This window comes from Acetomicrobium sp. UBA5826 (assembly GCF_002433005.1).
Lineage (GTDB): Bacteria > Synergistota > Synergistia > Synergistales > Acetomicrobiaceae > Acetomicrobium.
Genome location: NZ_DJHF01000017.1, coordinates 264,398 through 278,086 on the forward strand (window position 1 = coordinate 264,398; position 13,689 = coordinate 278,086).

Annotated in this window: 13 protein-coding genes and 2 tRNA genes; 2 read left to right on the forward strand and 13 right to left on the reverse strand. The window is 45.0% G+C overall.

Going from position 1 to position 13,689, the window contains the following annotated elements; all coding sequences use genetic code 11:
• Positions 1 to 61 precede the first annotated feature (61 nt).
• From B3N34_RS05750 to thrS, 12 genes are all read right to left on the reverse strand, one after another.
• Complete coding sequence (locus tag B3N34_RS05750) at positions 62 to 2,428, reverse strand: endonuclease MutS2 (protein WP_286975676.1); 2,367 nt, start codon at positions 2,426 to 2,428, stop codon at positions 62 to 64.
• A complete protein-coding gene (locus B3N34_RS05755) occupies positions 2,428 to 2,976 on the reverse strand; it encodes a CvpA family protein (RefSeq protein WP_286975677.1) in 549 nt (182 codons plus the stop codon). Before B3N34_RS05755 ends, B3N34_RS05750 begins: the two co-directional genes overlap by 1 nt.
• Before the next feature lie 12 nt (positions 2,977 to 2,988).
• On the reverse strand, positions 2,989 to 3,228 hold the full coding sequence (locus B3N34_RS05760; protein ID WP_040348530.1) for a cell division protein ZapA: 240 nt from the start codon (positions 3,226 to 3,228) through the stop codon (positions 2,989 to 2,991).
• Between the two features lie 11 nt (positions 3,229 to 3,239).
• The gene (locus B3N34_RS05765) at positions 3,240 to 3,554 is read right to left on the reverse strand and encodes a hypothetical protein (RefSeq protein WP_286975678.1); all 315 of its coding nucleotides are present in this window, start codon (positions 3,552 to 3,554) and stop codon (positions 3,240 to 3,242) included.
• A gap of 16 nt (positions 3,555 to 3,570) precedes the next feature.
• Complete coding sequence (gene pheT, locus B3N34_RS05770) at positions 3,571 to 5,964, reverse strand: phenylalanine--tRNA ligase subunit beta (protein WP_286975679.1); 2,394 nt, start codon at positions 5,962 to 5,964, stop codon at positions 3,571 to 3,573.
• Positions 5,964 to 7,007 (reverse strand): phenylalanine--tRNA ligase subunit alpha, encoded by a 1,044-nt coding sequence (gene pheS / locus B3N34_RS05775; RefSeq protein ID WP_286975681.1) that lies wholly within the window; start codon positions 7,005 to 7,007, stop codon positions 5,964 to 5,966. The genes pheT and pheS overlap by 1 nt, the downstream gene beginning before the upstream one ends.
• Positions 7,008 to 7,043: 36 nt before the next feature.
• Positions 7,044 to 7,700, reverse strand: coding sequence for a potassium channel family protein (locus tag B3N34_RS05780; RefSeq protein ID WP_213697749.1), 657 nt, complete (start codon positions 7,698 to 7,700; stop codon positions 7,044 to 7,046).
• A 17-nt stretch (positions 7,701 to 7,717) separates the two neighbouring features.
• On the reverse strand, positions 7,718 to 8,992 hold the full coding sequence (locus tag B3N34_RS05785) for a TrkH family potassium uptake protein (protein ID WP_349679693.1): 1,275 nt from the start codon (positions 8,990 to 8,992) through the stop codon (positions 7,718 to 7,720).
• Positions 8,993 to 9,033: 41 nt separating this feature from the next.
• A complete protein-coding gene (gene rplT / locus B3N34_RS05790) occupies positions 9,034 to 9,393 on the reverse strand; it encodes a 50S ribosomal protein L20 (RefSeq protein WP_009201219.1) in 360 nt (119 codons plus the stop codon).
• 30 nt (positions 9,394 to 9,423) lie between these two features.
• Entirely contained in the window at positions 9,424 to 9,624 is a 201-nt protein-coding gene (rpmI, locus tag B3N34_RS05795) for a 50S ribosomal protein L35 (protein WP_040348064.1), read from the reverse strand.
• Positions 9,625 to 9,660: 36 nt separating this feature from the next.
• A complete protein-coding gene (gene infC, locus B3N34_RS05800; protein WP_286975684.1) occupies positions 9,661 to 10,167 on the reverse strand; it encodes a translation initiation factor IF-3 in 507 nt (168 codons plus the stop codon).
• A gap of 269 nt (positions 10,168 to 10,436) precedes the next feature.
• On the reverse strand, positions 10,437 to 12,311 hold the full coding sequence (gene thrS / locus B3N34_RS05805) for a threonine--tRNA ligase (RefSeq protein WP_286975685.1): 1,875 nt from the start codon (positions 12,309 to 12,311) through the stop codon (positions 10,437 to 10,439).
• A 186-nt stretch (positions 12,312 to 12,497) separates the two neighbouring features.
• Between thrS and B3N34_RS05810 the strand changes: the two genes are divergently transcribed.
• Both B3N34_RS05810 and rsmA read left to right on the forward strand, forming a co-directional pair.
• Positions 12,498 to 12,575: transfer RNA gene (locus tag B3N34_RS05810), tRNA-Pro, on the forward strand.
• Positions 12,576 to 12,671: 96 nt separating this feature from the next.
• A complete protein-coding gene (rsmA, locus tag B3N34_RS05815) occupies positions 12,672 to 13,508 on the forward strand; it encodes a 16S rRNA (adenine(1518)-N(6)/adenine(1519)-N(6))-dimethyltransferase RsmA (RefSeq protein ID WP_213697745.1) in 837 nt (278 codons plus the stop codon).
• Positions 13,509 to 13,561: 53 nt separating this feature from the next.
• On the opposite strand, the gene B3N34_RS05820 is transcribed toward rsmA, so the two are convergent.
• Positions 13,562 to 13,636: transfer RNA gene (locus B3N34_RS05820), tRNA-Ala, on the reverse strand.
• Positions 13,637 to 13,689 lie beyond the last annotated feature (53 nt).

A 13,689-nucleotide genomic window follows, 5' to 3' on the forward strand; every position in this document is an offset into this window, starting at 1 on the left:
TAACCAATTAAGCACGATTGCGCAAGTACTTGCCTTGGGATCTTAAGCTTAAGGAATTATCTCAATTTATCCCCTTAAACCTCACAATAGTAACACCATATCCGCCTTCTCCCGGGCCCCCGAGGCGATATTCCTCAACATAGGGCAGCCTTCTGCATAAGTCGTGAACTTCGCGGCGCAATATTCCTTCCCCCCGCCCATGTATAATTGTGACTTCCCTGTATCCCGCTCTGAAAGCTTTATCCAAATAGGCCTCCACCATCGGCATAGCCTCATCGACAGTCATTCCTCTTATCATTATTGAGCTGGAGATATTTTGCGGCCTTTCGACACTGATCTTTATGGAAGGTTTATCCTTCCTTTCTTTCCCCTCCTCCAACACCTTTAACCTCTTAAGAGGAACATCCAAACGGATAGGCCCCGCTTGAATTGTGGCTTTATCATTATCCACCTTTTCTATAATTCCAGTGGCATTCGTCCCAAGGACTTTAACTTTATCCCCCGTTTTTGGTACCTTACCCTCAGATATCGAAGACTTTTTTTCGATACGAGCAGCTTCCCGCTCTTCGATTGCTCTCAATATATCATCAGTTCGTTTTTTTAAACTTGAGAAAGTCCTGTGTGCTTCTTTCGAACTTGCTGTCTTGCTTATTTCTTTAAGAAGCAACTTAGCTGATTCCTGAGCTTCTTTTATCAGCCGCTTAGCCTTTTGTTCCGCCTCAGTTATAATACCCTCCCGCTTCTCTTCTAAGGCGGCTAATCTTCTATCGAGCTCTCTTTTGACAGCCTGGACTTCGGCCCTTTCACTGGCAAGTTCTCTCGCCTTTTCCTCCAGATCTGACAGCTTTGCCCTCAAATTAGATACGAGCTTTTCCAGCGAGGTATCGCTGGTCTTTAGCTCTCTTTTGGCTATCTCAAGAACGTCTTCGGGCATGCCCAATCTTCTTGCTATCAAGAGAGCGTTACTTTGCCCCGGGATTCCGAGGAGCAATTTATATTTGGGCAAAAGGGTTTCCGGGTCAAAATCTACGCTGGCCGTTTCGACATTTGGCGTCGTTAGGGCATACCTTTTTATAGAGTTATGATGGGTCGTGGCCAACAGAGAAGATCCGCGTTTCAAAAAAGTTTCAAGTATTGCTATTCCAAGGGCTGCCCCCTCTTCCGGATCTGTCCCCGCTCCAAGTTCGTCTATCAGAAAAAGAGAGGTGTCGTCAGCCTGATCGAGCATTTCAATTATGCGCTTTATATGACCGCTAAAGGTCGATAGATTTTGTTCGATGCTTTGTTCATCGCCTATATCGGCTTCAACGCGAGAAAATTGACCGACTCGAGAACCTCCTTTTACAGGAATGGGAAGCCCGCACCAAGCAAGATATATGCAGAGTCCCACTGTCTTCAACGCAACGGTTTTCCCGCCCGTGTTGGGCCCCGTTATGACCAGGGCTTTAAAATTCCTCCCACAATGCACATCAATAGGAACTGCCTTGACACCTAACAATGGATGCCGTGCATTGATGAGATAAAAACCGCTTTTATCTTCTATTTCAGGAAAGGTCCAGTCGTTTTTTTGAAGAAAATAATATATACCCCACATCATATCGAATTGTCCAACCAGATCCTGAGCCCTTGTTATGGCTTTTTCTCTTGAAATGAGCATGCTCGTAAGTTTTTGACATATTCGACGCTCTTCACGCCTCTCGTCTTCTAATAGCATGGCAATCCTGTTATTCACGGCGACTAATGAGTGAGGTTCCATGTAAAGGGAATTACCTGAGCTTGAATAGTCTACAAATACACCCGGGAAGGAAGATGCGCTTTCTTTTCTGACCAACAAAACATAACGGCCATTGCGCAAAGCAATTACCTGGTCTTGAAGTTTAGAGGAGAGGGACGGATCAGATATTATATTTTGACCTATCGCTCTGGCCTGTCTTTTGGCTGACTCCAGCTCCCTCCTTATCTCGGCAAGTTTCGCTGAGGCGCTGTCATATAACCTTCCATCTTCATCCAAAACGGACAGGGCCTGTTCTTCATCGCTGAAGTCGCCAAGTTCGCCGGCTTTTTCGGCCAACCTATCGTAGCCCTCTCTCAAAAAACTCGGGCTCAAATTTTTGATCTTCACGACAAGGCTGATCAAAAACTTAAAGGGCAAAAGCTCTTCGCCAAAAAGAATCCCCTTTGATTTTCCCTCTTCCAAAAGGCCATCAAGGGAAATTAAACGATCATCCCATGGGAAATCGCCCTTTGAGTCAATATATCGCTCAAATTCTCTGAACAAATTTTGTCTATCGTTGAGTCCATTTACATTTTGGGAAGGCTGGACATTTTTCAGATAATTTTTCCCAAGTTCGGTACGAACATATTTATCGTAAAATTTTAATATCTTATGGATTTCAAGGAGCTGTACAGTTTGATTGCTGGATATCATTACACACGTACCTTTGCTATAAGATTTGGAAGGGAAATATGATTTATTATTCCTTTATTGAAAAGCCAGGAACTAACGTAACTCCACAGATCGCCCGCAAATGTCATGGCCTTGCTTTGATGCATCCAAGACATTTCAGAATTTCCCAAATAGCCAGATGCCATTTCAAAGGCTAGATAAATTAGAATTAGTATTAGCGAAGCTTTCGCAAAACCGCAAAAAGCCCCAATAACCTTATCTACCAACGAAAGATGCCCAAAGTAAACGACCTTTCTGACCAGCCTGCCTAACAAGGATACCACTAAATTGGCAGCCAAAAAAATTGCCACTATCGCAATTACATAGGCAATTACATCGTTTATTCCGAGCTTAAATTTTAAGAAACCTGCAAGATCAGGGGAATACTTCCAAAGTAGGACAAAGCCGGCTAGAGTACCCAGTAGACCAGAAAGTTCGTTTACGAATCCACGGGCAAAGCCTTTAAACATAAAAAAGATCATTATCAGAAGAGCCAAAAAATCAGCAATTATTGAAACATTGAGGGTCATTTAACTCACCACTTATCCTTCCGTATCCTTCAAAGCATCCTGCAGTCGCCTTTCGAGAAAGACCATATTATAGGCCAAATGCAACGATGTCAACAAGAACCGCTCTTCTTGGCCTAAGCGATTAGAAGTCTGTGAAAAGGCCTCCTGAAGTATTTCAACAACCCTCCTGGTCGTCTCGTCATCCAGGCTGGTCTTTATGTTATAATGCCTTCCCCCTAGGTTTAATTCAACGGTCCTTTTATCTTCATCCATTCCCACTTTGATCAAGCCTGCTTTTCTGTATTATTACTCTTGTTTTCATGGGGCATCCCCAGCGAAGCAGACAATTTTTGATGTAACCTTGATAACTTTTCCTCGTATTCTGACCTTTCTTTCTTAAACCTCATCAGCTCTCTCTCCATCGTCTCTATTTGACGCTGGTGCTCTTTTTTCAGTCGTATTATCTCCAAATCCTTCTCCTGCAATTGTTCCTTTATGGTCTCTACCTGCTTAGAGAGCCTTTCGTTTTCTTCTCTGGTTGCTGAGAACTTCTCGCACAAGGTATCGATCATCTGTTCGATTTTCTCTAAAGCCTGCATGCTACTCTCACCATCCTTATCTCAGTTTTAGTCCCCTGGACTCGATTTGGGCCCTAAGTCTGGTGTGAAGTTCGTCAACTTCCTCATCGCTCAACGTTTTGTCGGGGTGGCGATATTCCAGAGTAAAAGAAAGACTGCGATGTCCTTCGGGAATGTTTTTGCCCTTATATATATCAAACAATCGGATCGAGGTGACCAAATCCGAAGAAAGATCGCCAATGAGCTCACCGATTTCTTTGACCGTAACGTCCTCAGGAACTATCAAAGATATGTCCCTATAGACGGAAGGAAATCTATGGACTTCTCCAAACCTGGGAGGTTTAGCCATCAAAAAGGGTTCGAAGGTAACCTCGAAAACATAAAGCGATGCGGGTAATTCAAGGCGGCGTTCAATAGATGGTTTGATCTTAGCCATAAAACCTATCTTACGTCCGTCGGATATAACATCTGCCGTCTGACCGGCATGTCCAAAGGGCTCGCTACCGGGAAGAACGTCAAATTTAAGCCTAAAAGCATCTGCTAAGGCGAGTATATCACCTTTCATAGTGAAAAAATCATCCCTAACTGCATCTCCATAGGGAGACCTGTCGTCCTTGCCCAAGAATATTGCACCCGCTATGTGCTTTTCTTCTATCAGATTCGCACCCTCTCTGAGAAAGATATTTCCAATCTCAAAAATCCTGACGGGGAAGCGCCAACCCTTTCTCAAATTATCGCATATTACATTTACCATTCCGGGCAGCAGGAAGGTCCTTAAAAGGGATTGATCCATACTCAAAGGATTCGCCAGGGCAAAGGGATTGGCCCGACTGTCTGAAGCGGGTATGGACAAATCCGCAATGAATTTAGGCGAGATAAAGCTATAGTTTAGTATTTCAATATAACCCCTTGCCATTAAGGTTTCTCTGATCTTTCTCTCGGTTCGGGATTCAAGCCCTATGGTCGCCGAATCGTGAATCCTGCCCGGAAGACGAGCCGCCAGCTCGTCGTACCCCTTAATCCTGGCCACTTCTTCGATCAGGTCTTCCTCAATTTCCACGTCCATTCTATAGCCCGGAACTTTGTAGATGGCTTTTTCCTCTGAACAGGACTTAACCTCAAACCCAAGGGGTATAAGTATACTGGAAGCCTCCGACAAGTCCCCGGCGCCTGTATATGTTTTTAATTTTTTTGCCGTTAGAGGCACGAATTTCTCTACAGGAGCGGCATCTCCCTCTCGGATAACGGATGTATAAACTTTGCCGCACTTCCATTTCTTCATCAGATCCAATGCACAGGACAAGGCCAGCGGCGCTTTAGCTTTATCCACTCCTCTTGCATAACGATAAGCTGCTTCGCTGTTTATGCCAAGGCGTCTCGCTGTTGTGCTTATTCGAGCCGGCAGGAAATGTGCCGATTCTATCAGTATTCGCCTCGTATTTTCGTCTATTTCGCTGTTGGCGCCTCCCATCACTCCCGCCAATCCGATAGGCAGCCCTCCGCTTGTTATCAAAAGATCGTCCGAAGACAATATGTGCTCCCTACCATCTAATGTGGCGATCTTTTCGCCATTACGTGATGACCTCACGGTTATCTCCGGCGCCGGAAGTTTGTCCAAATCAAAGGCGTGCAACGGTTGCCCCAATAACAACATCACGTAATTGGTTACGTCGACCACGTTACTGATTGGACGAACCCCGCATAATGCCAGCCTAACGCGGCACTTAATAGGAGAAGGTGCTATCTCAAGCTCTTCGGCAAAGCCCAAACAATATAAGGGACATCCCGAATCTTCTAAAGTAACCCCCTCGAAACTTACCGGCCAATCGGAAAGCTCTGTAGTGGAAGAAAAATTTAATTCTTTTAAGCGGGACCCAGTAAACAAAGCATGAGCTTCCCTAGCCATACCGACCATGCTCAGTAAGTCGCCTCTGTTCGGCGTTACGGACACATCTAAAACCACGTCCTTTATCCCGAGCCAGGAAGCAGCATCTCCGCCTAAGGGTGCATCTTGGGGAAGGATTAAAATACCCTCTTCTTGCGACAACAAAGGAAGCCCTATTTCATCGGCAGAAAGCATCATGCCAAAACTTTTCACTCCATCAAATTCCTCTATTCCGAGAACGGAACCGTCGGCTATAGTGGCGCCCGGAGGAGCGTAGGGCACGATGTCCCCTTCTTTTACGTTTTGGGCTCCCGTAACGCAGATTGCCCTTTCATCTCCCCAAACCAACGTGACCACCTGTAAGTTTTTTCTCTCACGATGGGGGGCCATTTCCAACACCTTGGCAATAATGATGCCGTCGAGCTTTTGTGCTGTATAGGACAAGTTCTCAACTTCTGCACCGGCCATTGTCAATTTTTCGGCGAAATCATTGACATTTATCTGAAGATCAACGAGTTCTGTCAACCAATTCCATGATACAAGCACTAATTAACACCCCCTGCGAGAAAAGCAATATCACCGAAAAACAATATTCTTAAATCACTTAAACTGTATTTCAGCATAGCCACCCTGTCTATTCCCAATCCCCAGGCAAAGCCATTATAAACTTCGGGGTCAATACCGCCCGCCCGAAGAACCTTGGGATGCACCATTCCCATACCGCATATTTCAAGCCACCCCGTACCCTTGCATATCCTGCAGGCAGGATCTTTGCCCGAACATGCAATACATTCGACGTCCATCTCCAAAGACGGTTCCGTAAAGGGAAAATAGCTTGCTCTGAACCTCGACTTTAACGGTCTTCCAAAAACCTTATCTATGAAATGGACCATGCATCCCTTCAAATCCGATATCGATACATCTTCATCGATCAAAAGCCCTTCCAATTGATGAAACATAGGCGAATGAGTGGGATCGCTGTCTCTTCTGTAAACCTTGCCCGGACAGACTATCCTCAGCGGTGCCCCATACTTCAGCATGGACCTCACTTGGACAGGAGAGGTATGGGTCCTGAGCAGAAGCTCATTGCCCTGAAGATAAAAAGTATCCTGCATATCCCTTGCCGGATGATGGGGCGGGATATTGAGAGCCTCGAAATTATGAAAATCATCTTCAACCTCAGGTCCTAGCGCTACGGAAAAACCAAGCCCTACAAATATATCCATGAGTTCGTGCATGACTTCAACGACAGGATGAAAACCGCCCCAAGGCCTGCCTTTTGGCGGTTGAGTGACGTCAATGGCATCCTTTCTCTCCTGTTCCCGCTCCTCCAAAAGAGCAAGCTCTTCCATTCGCCTTTTAAGCATGTCTTCAATGGTTGACTTTAAGTCATTAATTGCCTTACCCATGGCAGGTCGATCCTCTGGTGGGAGGGTTCCCAAACTCTTCAACATTTGGGTAACTATTCCCTTTCTTCCTAAATACCGAATTCGAAGCTCGTTCAAGTCTTCCGACCTTTTGGCAAGTTTCAACTCTTTTATAAAGGCATTTTTAACATCTTCGGTGTCATTAGTTTTCGGATTCACCATTTCCCCTCCTTACCAGACTGGCATGTTGTCGTTAAATTAAAGGCTCTTGAGCTTATCAATGTCTTCACGTTCTCCGATGACTGTAAGAACGTCCCCCTGCTGCAAAACGGTATCGGGGCTAGGAATCAATTTTGTCCCCTTTCGTTCTAGTAGCAATACAGTTAAATTATATCTCTGTCTGAAGTTCAGTTCCGCCAAGGTTTTCCCCCACATCTCTTCCTTCGCTTCAATGGAGCCTACCAAATAGGAACTGCCGGGCAACGCAGCAAATTCGCTAAGCCAGGGGAAAACAATGTTTTCGGCAATCCTGATGCCCATATCCCTCTCTGGAAATATGACCCTGTGCGCTCCAACCTGCGCAAGCACTCTGGCATGAAGTGAGTTTTGTGCCCTAGCTATGATATGTTTGACATCCAAACCTCTCAATATAGAGGTGGCCAATATGCTGGCTTCGATGTTCTCTCCTATAGCTACGATAGCGACGTTGGCCTCTTTTGCTCCGACTTTAATCATAGCTTCCTCGTCTGTAGCATCGACCTGCGCAGCCAAATCCACTATATCGGCAACTTCCTCGACGCGGTGCATATTTCGATCAACGGCCACAACCTCCTGTTTTAGGGCAACAAGCCTGCGACAAACGGATTGTCCGAACCTTCCCAGACCAATTACGATCACTGTATTCTTGTCATTCATTATATCATAGCACCTCTTTAACCGATGGGGATGTATGCGCGAGGCAGGTTAATGTTTTCCTTTTCTCGCTTCTTAAACACCCCGTACATGAAGGTAACAAGTCCAACTCGTCCCCAAAACATCAGTATTACTAACACTAGTTTTCCCGCAGACGATAGATGTGGCGTTATTCCTAACGACAATCCTACGGTTCCCAAAGCCGATACCACTTCAAAAAGGATCTGGTCGAAGGAAAAAGGCTCAAAGAGGGACAGAAGAACTACGCTAACAAAGATAGTCGTTAAATATAGGGTAATCAAAGTAGTGGTATTAACGATCAGATCAGATGAAATAGACTGATTAAAAAGAAAGGGTTTTTTGCCCCTCAAATTCGATTTAACGGTACACCACAAAATTCCAGCCGTCGTCGTCTTAATGCCCCCTCCCGTAGAAGCAGGCGATGCACCGATAATCATGAGAAGAACGACTATAATGTACCCTGCCTTGGAAAAGCTAGACGGACTAATTGTATCAAAACCGGCTGTCCTTGGAGTTACTGCCATAAAGAGAGCATTCCACAGCTTTAATGGCAGGTTATACTCTGCAAACGCCCCCTTCCATTCGGCAAAAAGAATTAAAAGGGAACCAAATATTATCAACATCGAAGTGGTCGATAAAACCAGTTTAGCGTAAGGCGATAACTTTTTACGGGATTTCGCTTTGGAAACCCACTCCATGTAAAAGGGAAACCCCAACCCTCCTGATATTATAAGAAACATTATAGCCCCAGGTATCACAAAGCTTGTGCTATAGCTTTCCAAATTATTTGAAAACAATGAAAAACCGGCATTGCAAAAGGCACTGATGCTATGGAATGCAGCTGTGAAGAGTGCTTCTTTATGAGACATTTCCTCTGAGAATCTAATGAAAAGAGGGACGAAACCAATGGCTTCAAATAATATCGTAACCTTTAGGATCTGAATCAACAGTTTGACTGCCCCGGAAGGATACTCCAGGCCCTTTTCCTTTATAAAATAAAATCGCTGCCGTATCCCAATCCGCTGCCCCATTAAAAAGGGCACAATAGTCATCGCAGTCATTATCCCCAGACCGCCAAGCTGAATAAGGGCCATTACGACAATTTGGGACATAAGCGTCAAATCGCTACCGGTGTCGACAACGATCAGGCCCGTAACGCAAACGGCAGATGTTGCGGTAAAAAGCGCATTTATCAAAGAAATGGGCTTTTGGGATAAATTAAAAAGCCATATCAAAAGGGTCCCCACCGCTATGAGCGATAGGAACCCGAACACTATAGTTTTTTCAACCTTGAGAGAACTATAGGTTTTGATATCTATCGGACCAGCGCCTCCTTTGCTTTTTCAACCAGCTGTCCGAAGGCTTCGATATCCGATACGGCAAGTTCTGCTAGCATTTTGCGATTGATCTCGATGCCGGATTTGCGCAACCCGCTTATAAAGGTGCTGTAGTTCATACCATACACGTGAGCCCCCGCGTTTATTCGCATGATCCAAAGTTTCCTGAAATCGCGTTTTCTGTTGCGCCTGTCCCTGTAAGCATAGCTCAAGGACCTGAGCATTGCTTCCCTTGCTCTTTTAAATACATTCTTTCTGCGGCCGTAATATCCTTTGGTCAGCTTAAATAGCTTGGCCCTTTTATTTTTAGTGGCAGTTCCACCTTTTACTCTGGGCATTATCTTTCACTCCTTCTTTGAATCTTGCTATTAATTGGAATAGGGCATCAACTGTTTAATTTTTCTGGCAAATGCCTCATCGAGGTAGCCCTTTTGTTTTAATGCTCTAATGCGTTTTTGATTCTTCTTTCGAAGCAAGTGCCCCCGGTTGACTTTTTTGTAGGCCACTTTTCCGGTGGCTGTTATTTTAAATCTTTTCTTAGCTCCGCTGTGAGTTTTGATTTTTGGCATTGCCATTCCTCCCTTTTGGTTTCATGAATGTAGAAATCAGCTTTGAGACTGCGTATCTTTCGCTGCCTTGCTCTCTGACTTTTGCAGAATAGGTGCCAGCATCATGCGCATATAACGGCCTTCCATCTTCGGGTCCGAATCAGCTTTTCCCAAGCCTTCACAGTCTTTCTTCACCCTTTCGAGCACCTCTCTGCCCTTATCCAAGAAGGCCATCTCTCTGCCGCGGAAAAATATGGATACCTTTACCCTATGGCCACTACCCAAAAAATCCTTGATGGCCTTAACTTTGAAATTATAATCGTGCTCATCGATCTTCGGACGCATCTTTATTTCCTTGACCGTCTGAACTTTCTGTTTTTTGCGAGCCTCTTTGTCTCTCTTTTGTTGTTGATATTTGTATTTGCCGTAATCCATGATCCTACATACGGGAGGATTCGCCTGAGGAGCAACTTCCACCAAGTCCAATCCTCTCGTCTCGGCCATCTCCAGAGCCTGTTGGATGGGAATTACCCCTACCTTGGATCCATCGGCATCGATCAGCAAGACCTCAGAAACCCTTATCTCCTCATTTACCCTTGGTTCGTTTACTTTCGCTATAACTGGTCACCTCCACAATAAAATAGGGACTGGCAAACAACGCCCAGTCCCTCACAGTCTCTGTAGCAGTCAAACACTACCAGCTACTAACTTTAAGACTTAACCCGAAAGGCAACTTTCGCGCCACCAGGTGAGAGGGGCGGGCCCTCTGCTTATCGCAATACGAAACGTTTTTGCAATATATCACGAAAATTGCTCGAAAGCAAGCAGTCTATTTAAAAATCGTCTTTCAACGGGTAATATTCGTTGCTCAAAAGTTCTTTCAGAGCTTCCAAGCTCATACTACCCAGATCTCCCTTGCTGCGATCCCTAACTGAAACCACCTCATTTTCGACTTCACGATTGCCGATGATTATCATATAAGGAGTTTTTTGCATCTGGGCATCCCGTATTTTTTTGCCCAGTGTCCCCTCCTTGCGATCCACCTCGACTCTAACGTCCTGTTTTTGCAAAAGAGAGGCCACGCTTTTGGCATATGTCAAATGTTCATCCGATACAGGCAATATCTTGACCTGAACGGGGGCGAGCCAGTACGGAAAAGCTCCTGCGTACTGCTCTATCAATATACCGAGAAACCTCTCCAGGCTCCCAAGCACCGTCCTGTGTATCATAACCGGCCTGTGGGGCTCTCCATCCGGACCTATATAGGTGATATCAAATTTCTCCGGCATCTGGAAATCCAATTGGATCGTGCCGCATTGCCATGTTCTGCCAATGCAGTCTTCTAGGTGAAAATCAATCTTGGGCCCGTAAAAAGCGCCATCGCCCGGATTCAGCTTGTATTCCACCCCTTGATCGTCGAGCGCTTCCTGGAGAGCTTGTTCAGCCCTGTCCCAAAGGGCCTTCTCTCCCATTGCATTTTCAGGCCTGGTCGATAACTCCACGTGATAGGGAAATCCGAAGACACCATAAATATATTTGACTATGTTCATTATGTCAATTATCTCTTCTTTGATGTGATCCTCGGTGGTAAAAATATGCGCATCATCTTGAGTGAAGCATCTAACGCGCATGAGACCATGCAGAACACCGGACCTTTCGTGTCTATGAACCACCCCAAGCTCGGCCAACTTCAACGGAAAATCGCGATAACTTCTGAGCTGAGATTTATATACCAAAATTCCACCGGGACAGTTCATGGGTTTTATGGCAAAGGGCTTGCCATCTATTTCCGTAAAATACATATTTTCCCTATAGTGATCCCAATGCCCCGATCTGATCCACAAATCCTGATCCAATATTAAAGGAGTTTTTATCTCCTGATAGCCCCTTTGGATGTGAACCTTTCTCCAAAAATCAACCAAGACATTTAAAACTACAACTCCCTTGGGATGAAAGAAGGGAAACCCCGGGGCTTCGTTTTGCATGCTAAATATATCCAGTTCTTTCCCAAGCCTCCTGTGATCTCGGCGTTTTGCCTCCTCAACCTTGGCAAGATAAGCCAAAAGATCCTCTTCCGTAGGGAAAGCGGTGCCGTATATGCGCGTAAGCATGGGATTCCTCTCGTCCCCTCTCCAATAAGCACCGGCAACAGACAGGAGCTTAAAATGCTTGAGATATGATGTGTTCGGCACATGGGGACCTCTACACAAATCTATAAACTCGCCTACCTTGTAAAGGGATAGGGTATCATCTTCTATTCCATCTATAAGTTCCAGTTTATAAGTATCGCCACGCTCCTTGAATATGCCTATAGCTTCGTCTTTGTTTACTATCAACCTTTCAAAGGGAATAGCCTCAGCCGCAATTTTCTTCATCTCTTCTTCTATTTTCGGGAGATCGTCTTCGGTTATGGTATTAGGAACGTCCATATCGTAATAAAAACCGTTCTCAATGGCCGGACCAACTCCATATTTAGTTCCGGGATAAAGTCTATATACAGCCTGCGCCATTAAATGCGAGGTGGAATGCCTGAGCATCTCAATGCCTTCGGGGCTATCCATTTCTACCGGCTCTATATTGGCATTTTCTTCCACTGTCGTGTCAAGATCGCATAACTTTCCATCTATCTTTACGGCAATCACTTTGCCGTCTATTCCTCGTTCCCTGATAATTTCCGAGGCTTTCTTTGGATATTCATTTACAGACACTCATATCCCCTCCCTGTCTTATTTGAAATTATTTAAAATTATATCATAGCTTGTTCACTTTTTAAGTATACGCCTTGCCTTTTGATAAGAAAAGCCAACAAACTCCCGCATAAAAACCTGTCGGTAAAGATAATATCACAATTTGCTTGACCCTATCCTCCATGCAGGTTAAAATATGTCATGCATCGGGACGTAGCGCAGCATGGCTAGCGCACCTGCATGGGGCGCAGGGGGTCGGAGGTTCAAGTCCTCTCGTCCCGACCATAGCGAGTTAAGGCGGGGTTAGGCCCCGCCTTTTTTGCATCATTATTTAATATTTAATTTATTATTTGGAACAAGAAGGTGAAATTCAAGCCGATTATGAGAAATATGACAAGAAATACACAAAAGGGACATAAAGCGAAAAAATCTCTGGGACAAAACTTCCTTGTAGATCCCAATATAGCTCGCTGGATGGTGGAAAATGCAGGTTTAAATGAAGATGACGTCGTCTTGGAAGTAGGTCCCGGAAAAGGCATGCTTACGAAGGAGATTCTAACCAGCCAATGTCGTTTTTTGCACGTCATTGAAATTGATAAAACACTTGCCCCTTTTCTCGAGCCCATAGTTAAAACATCCAAAAATAGAATGTCCGTAATTTGGGGAGACGTGTTGACGATAAATTTAAAGGAACTCTCTCCACTTCCAACCAAAGTCTTGGCCAATATACCCTATAACATCACAACTCCTCTAATATGGCAGATTCTCGAGCATCTGGTGCCATTGGGCACAAGAGAACTTCTTTTAATGCTTCAGCTCGAACTGGCTCAAAGGTTGTGTGCCAAGCCAAAGACTAAAGACCGTTCGCCTATTGGCATAACCATAGAAAAGATGGGCAAAGCTCAAATAGTCAAAAAGGTGCCACCCAACGTCTTCTGGCCAACTCCAAAGGTGGAGTCCGCAATTGTACATATCATCATAGACAAAGATCTGAAATCAGCCTCCGATCACACGTGGAGGAGATTATTGCGCGTTGCCTTCGCCCGAAGGAGGAAGACGCTAGCAAATAACCTGGCTTGTGTTTACGATTTCTTTAAAGACAAAGATAAAACATCAAAGCTCCTGGATGACTTGAAATTGCCCACCACCGTTCGCGCTGAAGAATTAACCGTCGACGACTGGCACCATTTGTATGAGTTTATATCAAAGATAGACTAAAAACATCAAAAATAGAAAAAGACGAGCCGTCAGGCCCGTCTTTTTTATTATCCTGGTGGAGATGAGCGGACTCGAACCGCCGACCTCCTGCTTGCAAGGCAGGCGCTCTCCCTCTGAGCTACATCCCCAAAATATGGTGGGCCGGAGTGGATTCGAACCACCGACCTCACGCTTATCAGGC